Below are 15,746 nucleotides of genomic sequence, written 5' to 3' on the forward strand. Positions count from 1 at the left end.
TTTTTAACCGAACGCTTGCTCTGTTCGAGCGATGATCTCATCTTGCAACGCTTTTTCTAAGTTGTTGAAATAGTCGCTGTATCCAGCCACACGAACAATCAGATTTTCGTATTCTTTAGGATGTTTCTGTGCTTTCAGAAGTACTTCTCGATTGACCACATTGAATTGAATATGATGCCCATCCATTGCGAAATAACTCCGCACAAGTGAAGACATGTTGGTGATTCCCTGCTCACCAGCTACCACACTTGGGGTAAATTTCTGATTTAATAAAGCACCGCCTGTTTTTGTCTGGTCAATTTTAGAAGCAGACTTGATCACTGCAGTAGGTCCATTGCGGTCTGCACCTTTTTCAGGTGAGATACCGTCTGGCAACGGAATACCTTTATGGCGACCGTTTGGCGAAGCTTCCATGACCTGCCCAAAATACACATGACAAGTCGTTGGCAAGAATTCTACTACTGTTTTTGAGCCTTTTGGAGTTGGTCGTCCTGCAATGACATCCTGCAGCGTTTCCGAAACGTCCTTCAGCAGTACATCCGCATAATCATCATCATTTCCATATTTCGGTGTCTCGTTGTAAACCATGTCATAAATATCCTCATGGCCAGCAAAGTCATCATTACAAGCTTGAAGCAATTCAGCCATCGTCATGGTCTTTTGCTCGAAGACATTGTGTTTCATTGCTGCTAGTGAGTCTGTAATGGTGGCAATCCCCACACATTGGATGTAGCTAGTGTTATAGCGAGCGCCGCCAGCATTGTAATCTTTTCCGACTTTGATACAGTCATCTGACATGACAGAAAGCAAAGGGACAGGCATAAATTCCATGTACATCCGTTCGATCATATTATTTCCGGCAACCTTCACGTCCACCACATATTTTAATTCTTCGTAAAAAGCCTCGAATACCTCTTCATAAGTTGTCATTTCACGAAAATCACCCACATCAATCCCGACTTGTTTGCCTGTGAAGTGATCATATCCCTGATGCATTGCTAATTCGAACACCTTTGGAATGTTCAAGTAGCCAGTCAATACATACGCTTCTTTTCCGGCGACTCCCACTTCGACACAGCCAGAACAAATTCCGCTTTCTCGTGCATCATCCACGGATTTACCCAAATAAGCCAATTCATTTAGGATTGCTTCTGAATTATAAAGTGCCGGCTGTCCCCAGCCTTTACGAGAAACTTTTAAAGCTTTTCGCAAAAAGTTTTCCGGAGATTTTTTGGAGATTTGAACGTTTGAGCTTGGCTGCAACAGCTTCATCTCATCCATTACTTCTAAAATCAAGTAGCTGACATCGCTCACACCGCTAGTTCCATCAGGTCGCAACGCACCTGTATTTAAATTACAAAAATCCGTATAGGTGCCACTTTCCTTCAAGGTAATGCCAACCTTCGGAGGTGCCGGCTGATTGTTGAATTGAATCCACAGATTTTCCAGCAATTCCCGAGCTTCTTCTCTTGTCAAACGTCCTTCTTCTATATCTTTTTCGTAAAAAGGTTCCAAATGTTGATCCAATTTTCCTGGTGAGTAAGCATCCCAGTTGTTCATTTCAACGGTTATGCCAATATGCACGAACCAGTACATTTGAATTGCCTGACGGAAAGTCCGAGGTGCATGTTCTGGAACCACGTCACAAACTTCAGCCAACTCTAATAATTCTTGCTTCCATTGTGGATCTGTTTCCGCTTCTGCTAAGGCCCGACACTGCTGCGCATAGCGTTTTCCGAAAATGATCATCGCTTCACAGACGAGTTTCATTCCCTCTAATTCTTCACGTTTGTTTAAAGCTTCCATGTCATTGTTGTAATCCAGGTTATCGATTTCTCGTTGGATATCTGCCTTGAAATCTGCAAACCCTTTTTGATACATCTTGCCATCAGCCACCGTATGTCCAGGCCCTCGCTGCATCAAAAACTCCGTGTACAATCCAGCATCAAATAGTAAATGCCATTCTTCTGGGAGAAGTTTGTTCATGCGTGTCATCATTGCCCGATCATGCCAATAAGGAATGATCACCTCTTCTTGGATCCGACGATCTTCGTCAGAAACCTTGAAAAACACTTTTTCTCGATTGTTCATGTTTTCAAAATCGTCTAACGTATGACAGCATAATTCCGGAAATGTTGGGGCAGCCCAAGGTGCATGCCCCTTTTCGCCAAGGATCAAGCCACCTTTTTCAATGTAGTTCGTACGGTTTTCCATAATGTGCTTAAAGGCTAATCCGCGTAAAACCGGTGCAGAAACTTTGCCTTCCCACTTTTTATACGCTTCTGTTAATAAAACTGCTCGTTCCATGGAAATTCGTGGTTCACAGCCCTTTTCACTAATTTCCCTCAACTTTTTGATTCGTTCTGTGCTTCCTCTTCTTTTTGGTTCTACCGTTAATTCCGCCATTTTTTGATCCTCCTATTTAAGATTGCATATTTTAACCGCCGATGGTTACTTGATATCCGGCAGATTCATAGACTTTTTGGACGCTCTCGACCTGTTCATCGGTAGGTTTGACAAAATTTTGTGTGCATTCTCGGTTCAATCGTTTGTATTTGTCTCGGCCAAAATCATGGTAAGGCAGCAATGAGATTTCACTCACATGAATTTTTTGTTCGTCCAACCATCCTAAGATTTTTTCCGCAGTCGCCTCATCTGTATTGACTTCCCCCAACAAGATCAACCGCAAATCGATTTCCGCTTTTTGATCAGACAGATACTTTAAATTGGCAAGCACCAATTCATTTCCAGCTCCTGTCAGCTGATAATGAAGTTGTGAATCAATGAACTTTAAGTCATACAAAAACAAATCAACATACGGTAAAACCTTCGTATAATTTTCGGTAGGTGCTACTCCGCAGGTATCGATTGCAACAGAAATGCCCAATCGGTGACATTCTTTGGCTAACTTTACCACGTACTCGATATTCTGAGCCATGACCTCGCCGCCTGAAAAGGTGACGCCTCCACCTGATTGATCATAAAAAATCTGATCTGCTTGGATTTTTTTGACCAGCTCACGAAGCGAGTACTCCTTCCCGATTACCTCTTCTTTCCCATATTTGTTCAACATAGTCTCAGGCGCAAATACTTGGCTTTCAGGATTGTGACACCATTCACATCTAATCGGACACCCTTTGAAAAAAATGGTCGTCCGAATACCTGGACCATCGTGGGTCGAAAATTTTTGGATATTGAAAATCGTAGGCTTTTTCTTCACCGTCATTCCCTCCTTACTCACTTGTAATTATAATCACAATCGGAAAAACTTGCAAGCGATTTCTTCATTTAAATGAATTTTTTTATTCATTCCATTAATAAAATTCATCAAAATGACAGTATAGGCAATAAAAAGATTTTACGATATACTATAAGAAAGCAGCGCTATCCAAGTAATATGCCTTTTTTTCGAGGCGCTATTTATGTCTGATGACTGATAAAAAAACATGAATGGAGGTACTATATGAAGATCGGTGAAAAAGTAAAAGCCTTGCGTACCGAACGCGGCTTAACCCTGAAACAGCTATCAGAAGCAACTGACCTTTCAACTGGCTTTTTGTCTCAGTTTGAGCGCGGGATTACGACCATTGCTGTCGAACACCTCTCAACGATTGCGGATATCTTTGATGTTAAAATCAATTATTTTTTTGAAGATGAGGTGGAAAGTGAGCCGATCATTCGCGGGTATGATCAGCCTGTTCTGCGCATTTTGAACAACATGGTTTACAAACAGCTTAGTCCGGCACCTGAAGACAAACAAATGGCACCAAAGCTAATCGAGATCATGCCTCATGAAAAACGTGAGTTTCCAGCTTCCTATCCTCATCACGGAGAAGAATTTGTCTACATCCTGGAAGGGATCCTGTCCTTGATGATCGACGGCACAAGCTATCAGCTGTACCCGGGGGACTCCGCTCATTATTTTTCGACCATCGACCACAATTGGGATAATGAAACCAACAACGTGGTTAAGTTCATTGTGGTTCACCATCCTAACGACGACAACCAAAAAAAATAATCAACGGCGCCTCTATTCATGGAGGTCGTCGTTGATTATTTTTTTTTTGAAAAGACGAAGCATCGAAAATCAATGGTCTGATTTTCAATACTTCGTCTCTTAAGTGTTAGCGACGAGGAGTCAATGCATAAATGACATTGTTCGTTACTTCCGCATCGTCTTTATCAACCTTGAATTCTAACTCCCGATTCGCCCCAATGCTGGTGAACTCATTTACATCGATTGGGAACGAAGTTGGAGGTGCTCCCTTCACGTTTTGGTAGCCATAAACGACATACCCGATCTGATCGACTAATTCTGGTGGAATCCGTTTGTAATTGACGTCTCTTAAAACTTCTTCCGGAGCCATCTTGAATGAATCGATTTTCCGACCTAACATATCAACACCTACATAATTGACTTTAGCGTAGGCTTCTGGATCTTTTTCGTAATGGAAGGTATGAAGATAGCTGTCACAAACAGCAAGTTCGCCTTTATCGACTGTCAGATCGTCTCCATTCGCAGCATCTACACCATTTAGCGTGTAAACCTTGCTTTCTGCCTGAGGAGCCATCCATCTCCACGCGCCTTCAAATTTTGGTGTCCATTCATTTTTGACCCATTTCTTGATCCACGTATTGATCCAAGCTACAAGAACTTCTCTTTTTTCTTTCGTCCATGGTTTGCCGGAATCAATGCAATCTTTCTTCGTTTTTGCAATCAGCTCCTGGCGATGACGTTTGATTAATTCTTGTTGAGTCTCTTTTGAACTGAAGTCCGCTTTCCATTCGTCATCATTGTAACGAGATACTTTTACTTCATCGTAACCAAAGGTCGGCTGATCTTCTTTTGTACCGATGATTTTGCCATTTTTGTCGACTGGGAAGCCTACCAATTTGTCAATTCCATCGTTTGTTACTTTTTCAACTTTGTCCGTTGTCGGTGCGTAAAGAACACTAGCTGGATCCTCGTGCTCTACCCCTTGGTGTTGAATAGTAGTGTCCTTATAGAAGTTGTCAAACTTCACAGTTTCAATGATCGTTGGCGTTGCAGAATAAGATTGTGTTTGAACCAATACCCATACCACACAGTTCTCTGAAACAGTTAAGCTTTCATCTGTTAATTTCACTTCCGGTTTTCCAGCTTCTTGTTTCATGCCTTTCCAACCATTCGCGTCTGCAAGATCCACAGCTGTGTAACCCAATTCAGCTGCACGATTATAGCTGTCGTTGAACTGTTCTTCTGTTGGTGAAGCGACTTTCATGTTCGCATCGTTTACATCATATGGCAACACTAGGTATTTGACTTCTTTCAATTCTGGCTCGATCTTCAGATTTAGATCAGAGCTTTCCGCAGCTTTACCCAATCCAACTTCAATTTTTACCTTTTCAGAAGCATTTTGTGATTGATAGTGTTTTTCTTTTGGTGCTTCGACTTTGACTGCTCCTGAGATCGGCTGTGGTGCACCGCGCATAAAGCTGATTTCATAGTTATAGTAGTCGAACAATCCATCTGTTCCATGACTAGAAGTTGCGCCTCCATGGCCATAAATACCTGTTCCGCCATACCAGTCATAGACAGGATCATAATCCCAGCCCCAACCGACTGATCCAGAGCCATCTAAGCTTGTCTTGTACAAGTTTCCAGAAGCATCTAGGAAATGCGTTGCTGATTGATAAGTGTCCATTTTTGTGATTGCTGGAACTTCACCTGTTTGTTTGCCAGTAAAATCATTTGGTTCTCCGCCGGTAGCTAACTCGATCCAAGCACGTTCTTCGTCCTTAACTGCTGGAACACTAGTTTCTTCTGTTACGTTAGCTGGAAGAGCAGTTGAATATTTGTTGCTGACGAACCATGAACCATTATAGTTGTCTTTAGCTACATAGAAATTACCGCTGATCGTATTGGTGCCGTCTTTGCGAATAACATAGACCAAACGACGACCTTCCGCATCAACCATGTACACTTTCTCATGCGCTTTCTTCATTGAGCTCAAAGTTGGTGCCAGATTGCTGACAGATCCTTTTGTTCCAACCGTCTTGTAGTATTTCTTGTCGTAGATCGTTGGATGTTTCTTATACGTCGCGTCATCAATGTCTGACCACATACCTTGATTTTGATAGCCAAGAATTTGGAAATCAATCCGTCCTGAATTTCGAGCCTTCGAGAAGACTGGTGCTTTAGGAACTGTGTGATTGTATTGTGTATCCCCATCCCCAAATGTTTTTGGAATTTGAGTCGCTTTACTCATCACTTTATCCAATTTTCCTTTAGAAGGATCATTATAGTAGTAAGGACGAGTGGTTGGTTCTGTTCCGTACAATGGACCATCTGTTCCAAATTGATAGTAATTGTTCTTACCCCAACTCCAAACACGACCATACTGATCCAACCCGTAGCTAGCAAATTTACCAGCTGTCACAGAGGTAAAGAATGGCTTGTAAGAAGCAGAAGTTGTATCGATCTGTACTTTTTGCGGTGTACGGTATTGACGTCCGCCAACTGTTTCAAAATACAATTGTCCGAATTGATAAATGTCGCCGTTTTCAGTTAACGCAAAGCCGTTATCTAAATCCGCATCAACCTCAACCACTTTTAGCTTATTGTCCGTAAAGAACTTATTCTCTGCTAATTTATGCGAACCGCCGATGCCGCCAGTCGCTCTTTCTCCGTAAGTGTTGCTCCCAAAGGTATACATTTTACCTGACTCTGTCGCGATTAGTCCATGTGAATTCCCCATAGACATAGAGACAAACTTGTCATTTTTGTACAAATCGCTCAGCTCTTGAATCCTCGTAGGCTGTTTGACATAGCTAGGAGAACTTAAAAATGGAATTCTCCCTCCATCGCGATAACCCCAAGCATAGATATTACCGCTTTCGGTTGTTGCGTAAACACAGTGAGATGCTTCTGTTCCTGGATAAAGCTCTAAAATCTTTTCGTTGTCAGGGAAACTAACTTTCTGCGGTGTTTTGTTTTCAGGAACGTTCCTCCCGTTCCCCATCTGTCCTTCATTTCCTTTGCCCCATGCATACAGAGAACCATCTTCTGCCAAAGCATACATGGTATGATAACCACCCCAGATTTTTTTGATTTTGATGTTATTGTCGACAAAATAAGGCACTCGTTTCATTCCGCCTTGGTAGCGATGACGACCGTTTTCCATTTCCTTAAGCCCCATGCCTTGTACCCCATGAGAATTAAAGCCCCACATCCAGACAGCACCTTGATCATCTAACGCCGCTCCTGCTAAATACAAAGTAACCGTATCAACAAATTTTACCGATGAGATCTGAGGAACCTCTCTCGGTTCAAGTGCCGGATCCAGCGCAGGCATGTTTGCTTTTAAACTGCCTTCTAGGGCATTCGCCGTTTTTACCGCTGTGTTCTGGGCATAACCGGCATTGGCAAATTGAGTCGCTCCGAACAAAACCAGTAACCCAATGAGCCACTTTTTCGATCTTTTCTTTTCCATCCTATTTCTCCTTTTTTGTTCTTCTTAGGCTTTCCCTACGTCCTCCCTTTTTGATATCGATAATCTTCCCCCCTTAATTAATCAAGCGTAAACCTGCATTTTTTTCATATTCAAATAAAGAGAACGAACTGATCAGTGTAGTCACGTCGAACTGTCCATTAAAAAATGAAAATGAAAAAAATTGCATATGCTTTAAAAAAAATTATGAAAAGTAATATTACATAATACAAAGAAATTATATAATAGAAACATTACTCTATCAACGTTTCTAAAGAATTAACAATAACGATTATCGCAAAAATCAATAGAAAGAATAACCCTTATTTCCAAATGTATTTTCAAGAAAAAACCTTTTTTTAACGGATTTTTTTATTAAAAAAGAAGACTCTTAAAAGATGGATTCTTCAAAATAAATGGTTGTGTTCATTTATCATATTTAAGATGTTCCTTCTCTCATTTTGAAAATGTTTTTTTTAAGTTTAATTACACAATGAACCTTATTCTATCAAGCTATAACTTCTATCTCATTTTTATATTTTCAAAATTAAAATAAAATTCTGTGGAATTTGAACCGATGTTTTTGACAGTAATTATTTATTTTCCGATTTTTTCTTTCTACCTTCGACAATTTAGTTCCTCTTAAGCTGATCTCTTCTGTTCAATATCTTTTAAGAAGTGAGTAAATGGATCGAAAAATGGAGATCAAAAGGGCAACTCCGATTGGATACTTCATAAAGGGATCCAAACAACAGCGGCGGTATATGTTGATTCCAAAGAGGTTCATTGAGGATTTAAATCAGGCTGCTGGCCAATAAACCAGACCTTATTTCTTCAACAAAAGCGAATTGAGGGAGAAGATGAGAAACGGTGCTCCGCCTGTTTTACCATGCGCGAGCATTGGCGATGCCTTGAAGAAAAAACGAGCAGTCGGTCGATCAATCAAATCAACATGGATACCCAGAAAATCTATCCACCCAAGTATTTATCGGCGATTTTAAGAAAAGCACTGAGCATCTGCATCAACTTTGTCCTGGCAATATGCAGATGTATATTTAACCCAAAGCAATAGAAAAACGAGGCCTGACTGAACTACTTCGTCTGGCCTCGCTGCTTCTTTTAATGATAGACTTGGTATTCCTGACCTGTTTGACACCCTGCAACACTTTTTAAGAAAGCGGCTGCCACTCGGCTTGCGGGCACGGGCACAAACCCTTTGAAGGAATCTTTCAAACGATCATACGATTCTTCCAAAACATTGGGACTGACACAATTGATGCGGATCCCACGGGTAAAATCAACCGCAGCAGCTTTCACGAAAGCAGCTACCCCACCATTGGCCATCGCCGAAGATGCGCCGTTGGCAATTGGATCATCCTTCATAATTCCGGTCGTCAGGGTGATACTGCCTCCGCGTCGCAAGTAGTTTTGTCCGATTAGAGCCAAGTTGATCTGACCCAGCAATTTGCTTTCCACTGCCAAATGAAGATCCTTTGGTGTCATTTTTTCTACATTGACTTTTTTGGCAGCCCCTGCCGTCGAGACGATTGCGTCCACAGCACCTAGTTTTTGAAACATGGCTTCGATACTTTCTGGCGAGGTCATATCGACTGACAGATCTCCGCTTGTCCTGCCAGCAGTGATCACCTCATGATTTTCAGCTTTCAAAACATCGACTACAGCTTTTCCGATCGTGCCATTTCCTCCTACAACAATGATTCTCACATCATCACTCCTTAGCATTCTTTTTTTAAGAATACCACGAAAAGCCTATAGAACCAACATTCTACGCAACGTAGAACCGGTTTTTTCACGAAAACCTCTGTTCTTTTCTGCAGAATTTGCTATGCTTGTTTTGTAGCAATCGTGGCGTCGTCCACCAACACGAGGCGCTCAATGAACAATTTAGAAAGGAAAGATCATGTCAAATTTTTTAGGAAAACAATTAAGAAATTATCGTACAAAACATGCATTGACCCAGAAACAATTAGCCAGTATGCTCTATGTTTCAGATAAAACCGTCTCCAAATGGGAGCGCGGCAACGGGCAGCCAGACATCGATACCTTGAAAAATATCGCTCGTCTGCTGCAAATGTCGGTCGATGACTTATTGAACAAGCGAGAACCAAAAACCTATTACGAATACAAAAGTTCTCTGATGATAGGGATGCTGCCGTTGATCCACATCATCATTCCCAATTTTAGAATCGTGCTGCGCAGACGGGCACAGGGAAAAGGAATTTTCACTTTGATAAGGGAGATTCCTCATGCACGGGGCATCATCAGCATGGGGCTCTTCGCTGCAGGAGGGATTTCCCTAGGCTTGGTCAGTGTCGGATTTTTGTCGCTCGGTGTACTTTCACTAGGTATTCTCGCTTTTGGCTCGGTGGTTGCTGGGATCATTGCTGCGGGCAATTTGACGATTGGAACGTTGGCTCTGGGCAATTGCTGTATTGGCCTGGTCGCCATGGGAAATCTGCCGATCGGTTATTTAAGCTTAGGCAACTATGCGATTGGACGAATTGCGATCGGCAATCAGAGCCGAGGAATCCTTACCTATTCTCTAGGAAATGAAATGCATGACCAGGAAATAATCAATACGTTGCAGCATTTGCAGCAAGCTGACATCTCTTCGTTTGCCAAAGACTGGATCATTCAACCTTTTCTTTCCCTATATGACGCTCCTTTTGCAACAGGAACAGCCATTATTTGTCTAATTGGTTTACTATTTGTCGCGATTGGCTGCTTGTTGTTCGGTTGTCTTCAGCTGATCAACCAAGAAAAGAATTACATGTTTTAGTTTGACTGCGGCAAAAAAGAGGCTGTGACATAGCACACCTTGGTAGCATAGCATACCTGTCATCGCCTCTTTTCTCTATTTCTCGTCCGCCCAAGGCAGCTCTAATGATAATTCCGCCGCAAACTCTTTGTAATCGTCACGCTCATGCAAGCGGTGGGCCCGACGTTTTTTATAGCCTGCACAAACCATTTTTTCCTCTTCTGTTTCTGGCACGACCCGAGGAACCGTAAATTCTTCCGCATCAGAAGAAACTGCAACGAACGTTGTAAAGCAAGTTGCGGCCAAATACCGTTCTCCTGTGGTCAAATTTTCTCCAATCACCTTCACGAACACTTCCATCGATTTGTGGTGAGCGCCGGAAACAAAGGACTCGACACACACAGAGTGATTTGCGTGCAGGGGCTCCAAAAAATTCAAATTGTCTAACGAAGCTGTGACTGCACCGCGACGACAATGCCGCGATACTGAGATCGAGGCAGTATCGTCGATCAGCGTCATCAGCTTCCCTCCAAATAAAAAACCAAATGGATTCAGATCGAAGGGAAATATCCGGTGTGTTTGGACAGCCCGGGAACCTTTACAATAATTAAATTCTTGCATTGCTTCACCCCTAAACTATTTGCTTGCTGAACACTTATTTTATTAAGGATAGCATGAAAATGAAGCAAAACCAATCTTTGTTCAAAGGCCTGCACGGGTTGCTCACAAAAAAATCCTGAGGCAGTGGTCTTAGTCCAACCGTCTCAGGAGATAATTATTCTTTATGCTCATCAATTTTCTTGTTGAGCTTGCCCGCAGCAGCATCTGCTTTTTTTTCGGCCTTTTCTTTCGCATCGCCGAATCCTTGTTGGACTTTGCCCTTCAACTCGTCTGTATTATCATCGGTTAATTTTCCTTTAACTTCAGTGGCTTTGCCTTTCAATTGATCTTTATTTACCATGTTGTTTCCTCCTCATTTTCCTTCTATATAAAATATAGCATCTCTAACAATGCATACCAAAGATAATGCTCGCAGCTGAACAAGCGTAAAACCCCCGGCAACCATGCATCTATGCTAGACTTTCCTTGAGGTGAGAATCATGCGAAATACTTGGCTGGAAGAACAGCTGCAAACTGTAAAGAACCCGGAAAATCAATTCGTTATCGAAGAAACGCTTCGGTACATTGAGCAACTAGAGGACGATAACGAAAGCCTACAGGTTGCACTGGAAGGCAATATTTGGAGTCCTAAGAAATGGAATGAAAAAAAGACTTAAAACCATACTAAGATTAGAGGCTGGTACAAAAGTTTAGCTCCGAGAAATGAGCCAGTTCATCCGAAAATAGTTTCCCCTATTTTTGCGAGTATTCGGCTTATTTCCGAAAGAGCTGCTTCAGTCACACCGATTATACGGTTTTTAAAGAGACGATGACAGGTATGTTAAAGCCTCTTAAGGTTTGATATATGCAAACCCATCGTGCTGCAAACGGATCAAGTCCATTACTCCGGCTGGGACGACTTCTACTGCTTCATGTAAGTCGCTTTTTTCGACCCGGTATACCTTCATCGCACTGTTGCAAGCATGAAACTCAACAGTCGGATTATTCTCGATAAAGCTCATTTGATTCGGCAGCAAATAGCCTTGGATGGCTTCTCCATTGATCAAAAGGACGATCGTCGCATTGGGGTCGACCTTCAATAGGTTATGGATATTGTGTCTTGCTTCGCTTAGCTTTCCTAACTCATCCACATGAAAAGCAACTTTCATTTCATGACACTCCCTTTTCGGATTTTTTACCCCGAAGAATCTTTTTCCGCTTCTCAGTATAAATCATTCACGATGGCAAGCAAATCATCTGCTTATTCAAGAAAAAGAAAGAAAATAACAGAAAAATTCGTCAAAACAGCTGCCAAACAAAAAAAATCGTTTTTTTTTGGAAAAAGTTGTTTACAGTACGAGCTTTTTTGATTATGTTAGGTGTGGTGGCTTTTAGAATGACAAATGGAGGATGTTACATGTCTTATCAAGAGATGCTATTTACCTTTATGGGCGGTCTAGGAATCTTTTTATTTGGGATCAAGTATTTAGGGGATGGGCTTCAAAAAGCGGCGGGGAACCGATTAAGAGAAATTTTAAACCGATTTACTTCGACTCCCTTGCGTGCCGTATTAGCAGGAATTATCGTAACCGGTTTGATTCAAAGCAGTTCTGGAACGACTGTATTGGCCGTTGGTCTGGTCAGTGCTGGCTTCATGACGCTAAAACAAGCGATCGGTGTCATCATGGGCGCAAATGTCGGGACGACTGTTACCGCGTTTATCATCGGATTCAATTTAAGTAAATATTCATTGCTGATCATCGGGATCGGTGCCTTGCTGCTCTTTTTCACAAAACGAAAATCGCTGCAATACACAGGCCAAATCTTGTTCGGTTTTGGCGCGCTTTTCTTTGGGTTGAAATTAATGGGCAACAGTATGGATCCGTTGCGGGAATTGCCGCAATTCAACGATTTAATGATCAGCGTATCTCACCATCCTGTTTTAGGTGTTGGCATCGGAACCTTGTTAACGATGGTTTTGCAAAGCTCCAGTGCCACAATCGGGATTTTACAGCAATTGTATATGCAAGGAAGTCTTGGTCTGAATGCGGCCTTGCCAATCTTATTTGGCGACAACATTGGAACCACCATCACGGCGATCATTGCATCCTTGGGAGCCAGCATCGCAGCCAAACGGACCGCGGCCTCGCACGTGATCTTCAACTTAGTCGGTGCAATTATTTTTACACTCTTATTGACCCCTTTTACTCGGGTCGTCCTGATGATCTCCAACGGACTGGATCTAAATCCAGCGATGCAGATCGCGTTTGCTCACGGATTGTTCAATGTGTCCAATCTGCTGATCCAATTTTGGTTTATTCCGCAAATTGAGATTCTGGTCAAAAAGATCATTCCGGGAACAGAGAAGACACTCAATATTCGTCCGATCTCATTTAATGAAAATTTTATTCACACCTCTCCTGTGATGGCTGTGGAACAAGCGAATTCTGAAGTCATTCAAATGGGGCGTTATGTCCTGTCGTCCTTAGAGTCTGCCAAAAAGTATTACCTCGACAACAAAGAGGAATGGCGTGAGGATGTCTTGCAATACGAAGAAGCAATTAATCAGTCAGATATCGAATTGACCGAATTTTTGGTTAAGATTTCCACTACCGAGCTTTCCGAACTAGAAAGCCAGGAACAAGCCATGCTGATGGAATTCACCAAGGATTTTGAACGGATGGGCGACCATTGTGTCAACATCGTTCGCTATATCGAAGAATCGATCGAGCGGGAAGAAAAGCAACGTCAAAAAGATAAACGTCATGGCAAAAACAGCTCTAGAAAAAGCTACATTGTTTATGATGAGGATTTAGAGCTGCTGTTTGACAAAGTTCATAAAAATATTCGTGATGCCTTGAGCGTGTTGGAAGATGACGATGCAGAACTGGCCCAAAGGATCTTAGATCGAGAAAACGAAGTCAACGAATTGGTAGAATTGCTGCGTGCAAAATACATTCGCCTGATGAATACTGGCGAAGGCCGTGCAGGTGACAGTGTTGTCTTCATTGACATCAGCTCGAACTTGGAACGCTCCAGCGATCGCACACGCCATATTGCCAAATATATTTTAGGAAACAAATACAATTTCAAATACGATACGAAAAACTTTCAATATGCAGAGCAGGAAGAACTCTAAATAGCAGCATCGAGCACGTGACTGTGTGCTCGGTGCTTTTTTAGTCATTGATGCAAAAAAAGACCTCGGAGCAGATAATTCCTTCTCTGCTTCGAGGTCTTTCAATGAGTTAAACTAAAATCGCCATACTTTGATAAGGTTTTAAGAACAAGGTTTCCTGCAGTTCAGTCTGACCATAATTGTCGATCAACCGTTCACCTGCCAAAAATTCTGCTGGAATCGGGATCTCGGTTTCTTTGGCGAAGAAATTATTGATCACCAGCAATTTCTGATCCTGATATTCTCGCAGATAGGCATAAACCTCGGGATGATGCGGTGCGTAAGCAGTGTAACTGCCTTCTGCAATGATCGGATGCGTCTTCCGCAGCTGGATCAATTTTTGATAATAAGCAAAGATCGATCCTTCCGTAATTTCCTCTGCTACATTGATTCCCTTTAAATGCTTGCCTACAGACAGCCATGGCTTCACCGTCGAGAATCCCGCGTGTTTCCCAGCATCCCATTGCATCGGTATCCGAGCGTTATCTCGCGATTTGCTTTTGACGATCTCAAAGGCTTTTGTTTCGCTATGGCCTTGAGCAAGCAGCTTTTGATATGCGTTTAAGCTCTCCACATCGACATACTCTTCCATTGTATCAAAGTCAGGATCAAGCATACCAATTTCTTCGCCCATGTAAATATATGGCGTTCCGCGATTCAAATGTATGGCCGCAGCCAACATCTTCGCTCCTTCAACACGATAGTTTTCCACATCTACGAACCGGTTTAGTGCTCTCGGCTGATCATGGTTATTCCAGAACCAAGCGTTCCACCCGCCATTTTGACTCATTTGTGTTCCCCACGTGTGGAACAATTCCTTCAGTTTTTCAAAATCAAAGGGGCCGTTGGTCCATTTTTGCCCTTCTTGATAATCCACCTTTAAATGATGGAAGTTGAAGGTCATACTCAACTCATTGCGTTTCGGCTGGGTATACAAAATACAATTTTCAATTGTGGTCGAGCTCATTTCACCGACCGTGATGATCTCAGGATCCTTGCCATAAGTCGCTTGATTCATCATTTGAAGATATTGATGATTGACCGGTCGATCTGTGTATTCTGGTTTCCCCTCGTCCACTTGATTATCTTTCAACACTTCATCTTTTCCGATCACGTTGATGACATCAAAACGGAAGCCCTTGACGCCCTTTTCCATCCAAAACCGGACTACATTAAACAACTCTTCCCGCACTTCCGGGTTGCGCCAGTTTAGATCAGCTTGCGTTTTGTCGTACAGATGCAGATAATACTTTCCACTATTACCAAAAGGCTCCCAGGCCTCTCCGCCGAATTTCGACTGCCAATCGGTTCGCTGGTCGGCTTCTCTTATGATGAAATAATCCTGATACTTTTGCTCGCCAGCTAATGCCCTTTGAAACCACTCATGCTCTATCGAAACATGGTTCAACACCATGTCCAGCATCACATCGATGCCGTGCGCATGCGCTTTTTCTATCAGTTGATCAAATTCCTCCATCGTTCCAAACGTTGGATTGATGGCACAATAATCTGCGATATCGTACCCGTTGTCTTTTTGGGGACTAGGATAGATCGGACTCAGCCAGATCATATCCACGCCTAGCTGGCTTAAATACGGAATCTTTTGAATGACTCCTGCCAGATCCCCGATCCCATCCTGATTGGTGTCCAAAAAAGATTTGGGATAGATTTGATAAATTACTTTATCCTTAAACGACATGTCCTTCCTCCTACGCAATTG

12 protein-coding genes are annotated in these 15,746 nt (G+C 42.4%); 4 read left to right on the forward strand and 8 right to left on the reverse strand.

Annotation, left to right across the window (positions count from 1 at the left end; genetic code table 11):
- Positions 1 to 3: 3 nt before the first annotated feature.
- On the reverse strand, positions 4 to 2,406 hold the full coding sequence (gene hypD / locus NRIC_RS14330) for a trans-4-hydroxy-L-proline dehydratase (protein WP_146623395.1): 2,403 nt from the start codon (positions 2,404 to 2,406) through the stop codon (positions 4 to 6).
- A gap of 31 nt (positions 2,407 to 2,437) precedes the next feature.
- Complete coding sequence (locus NRIC_RS14335) at positions 2,438 to 3,220, reverse strand: glycyl-radical enzyme activating protein (RefSeq protein ID WP_227873814.1); 783 nt, start codon at positions 3,218 to 3,220, stop codon at positions 2,438 to 2,440.
- Between the two features lie 243 nt (positions 3,221 to 3,463).
- Between NRIC_RS14335 and NRIC_RS14340 the strand changes: the two genes are divergently transcribed.
- A complete protein-coding gene (locus NRIC_RS14340; RefSeq protein ID WP_146623397.1) occupies positions 3,464 to 4,018 on the forward strand; it encodes a helix-turn-helix domain-containing protein in 555 nt (184 codons plus the stop codon).
- Between the two features lie 106 nt (positions 4,019 to 4,124).
- Here the strand turns inward: NRIC_RS14340 and NRIC_RS14345 are convergent, their stop codons facing one another.
- Together NRIC_RS14345 and NRIC_RS14350 are read right to left on the reverse strand one after the other, a co-directional pair.
- Positions 4,125 to 7,472: an RCC1 domain-containing protein gene (locus tag NRIC_RS14345; RefSeq protein ID WP_146623398.1), complete on the reverse strand. Its 3,348-nt coding sequence runs from the start codon at positions 7,470 to 7,472 to the stop codon at positions 4,125 to 4,127.
- A 1,116-nt stretch (positions 7,473 to 8,588) separates the two neighbouring features.
- Positions 8,589 to 9,194, reverse strand: coding sequence for a short chain dehydrogenase (locus NRIC_RS14350; RefSeq protein ID WP_146623399.1), 606 nt, complete (start codon positions 9,192 to 9,194; stop codon positions 8,589 to 8,591).
- A 196-nt stretch (positions 9,195 to 9,390) separates the two neighbouring features.
- Here NRIC_RS14350 and NRIC_RS14355 point away from each other — a divergent pair, with 196 nt between their 5' ends.
- Positions 9,391 to 10,269: a helix-turn-helix transcriptional regulator gene (locus NRIC_RS14355; protein ID WP_146623400.1), complete on the forward strand. Its 879-nt coding sequence runs from the start codon at positions 9,391 to 9,393 to the stop codon at positions 10,267 to 10,269.
- A 75-nt stretch (positions 10,270 to 10,344) separates the two neighbouring features.
- On the opposite strand, the gene NRIC_RS14360 is transcribed toward NRIC_RS14355, so the two are convergent.
- Together NRIC_RS14360 and NRIC_RS14365 are read right to left on the reverse strand one after the other, a co-directional pair.
- On the reverse strand, positions 10,345 to 10,869 hold the full coding sequence (locus tag NRIC_RS14360; RefSeq protein ID WP_146623401.1) for an acyl-CoA thioesterase: 525 nt from the start codon (positions 10,867 to 10,869) through the stop codon (positions 10,345 to 10,347).
- 154 nt (positions 10,870 to 11,023) lie between these two features.
- Positions 11,024 to 11,209, reverse strand: coding sequence for a CsbD family protein (locus NRIC_RS14365; protein ID WP_146623402.1), 186 nt, complete (start codon positions 11,207 to 11,209; stop codon positions 11,024 to 11,026).
- Positions 11,210 to 11,348: 139 nt separating this feature from the next.
- On the opposite strand from NRIC_RS14365, the gene NRIC_RS14370 reads away from it, so the two are divergent.
- Entirely contained in the window at positions 11,349 to 11,525 is a 177-nt protein-coding gene (locus tag NRIC_RS14370) for a hypothetical protein (RefSeq protein ID WP_146623403.1), read from the forward strand.
- Between the two features lie 174 nt (positions 11,526 to 11,699).
- Here NRIC_RS14370 and NRIC_RS14375 read toward each other — a convergent pair whose 3' ends face one another.
- Positions 11,700 to 12,017 carry a DsrE family protein gene (locus NRIC_RS14375; RefSeq protein ID WP_146623404.1) on the reverse strand — a complete coding sequence of 106 codons (318 nt, stop codon included), beginning with the start codon at positions 12,015 to 12,017 and terminating at the stop codon, positions 11,700 to 11,702.
- Between the two features lie 248 nt (positions 12,018 to 12,265).
- Here NRIC_RS14375 and NRIC_RS14380 point away from each other — a divergent pair, with 248 nt between their 5' ends.
- A complete protein-coding gene (locus NRIC_RS14380) occupies positions 12,266 to 13,987 on the forward strand; it encodes a Na/Pi cotransporter family protein (RefSeq protein ID WP_146623405.1) in 1,722 nt (573 codons plus the stop codon).
- Between the two features lie 109 nt (positions 13,988 to 14,096).
- Here NRIC_RS14380 and treC read toward each other — a convergent pair whose 3' ends face one another.
- Complete coding sequence (gene treC, locus NRIC_RS14385) at positions 14,097 to 15,725, reverse strand: alpha,alpha-phosphotrehalase (RefSeq protein ID WP_146623406.1); 1,629 nt, start codon at positions 15,723 to 15,725, stop codon at positions 14,097 to 14,099.
- Between the last annotated feature and the right edge of the window lie 21 nt (positions 15,726 to 15,746).

Source organism: Enterococcus florum (genome assembly GCF_004309355.1).
GTDB lineage: Bacteria > Bacillota > Bacilli > Lactobacillales > Enterococcaceae > Enterococcus_A > Enterococcus_A florum.

What these genes read in the sequence shown, in the direction of transcription:
- hypD (WP_146623395.1), bottom strand. Translation starts at nt 2,406, where the DNA reads ATGGCGGAATTAACGGTAGAACCAAAAAGAAGAGGAAGCACAGAACGA.
- NRIC_RS14340 (WP_146623397.1), top strand. Translation starts at nt 3,464, where the DNA reads ATGAAGATCGGTGAAAAAGTAAAAGCCTTGCGTACCGAACGCGGCTTA.
- NRIC_RS14345 (WP_146623398.1), bottom strand. Translation starts at nt 7,472, where the DNA reads ATGGAAAAGAAAAGATCGAAAAAGTGGCTCATTGGGTTACTGGTTTTG.
- NRIC_RS14355 (WP_146623400.1), top strand. Translation starts at nt 9,391, where the DNA reads ATGTCAAATTTTTTAGGAAAACAATTAAGAAATTATCGTACAAAACAT.
- NRIC_RS14360 (WP_146623401.1), bottom strand. Translation starts at nt 10,869, where the DNA reads ATGCAAGAATTTAATTATTGTAAAGGTTCCCGGGCTGTCCAAACACAC.
- NRIC_RS14365 (WP_146623402.1), bottom strand. Translation starts at nt 11,209, where the DNA reads ATGGTAAATAAAGATCAATTGAAAGGCAAAGCCACTGAAGTTAAAGGA.
- NRIC_RS14370 (WP_146623403.1), top strand. Translation starts at nt 11,349, where the DNA reads ATGCGAAATACTTGGCTGGAAGAACAGCTGCAAACTGTAAAGAACCCG.
- NRIC_RS14375 (WP_146623404.1), bottom strand. Translation starts at nt 12,017, where the DNA reads ATGAAAGTTGCTTTTCATGTGGATGAGTTAGGAAAGCTAAGCGAAGCA.
- NRIC_RS14380 (WP_146623405.1), top strand. Translation starts at nt 12,266, where the DNA reads ATGTCTTATCAAGAGATGCTATTTACCTTTATGGGCGGTCTAGGAATC.
- treC (WP_146623406.1), bottom strand. Translation starts at nt 15,725, where the DNA reads ATGTCGTTTAAGGATAAAGTAATTTATCAAATCTATCCCAAATCTTTT.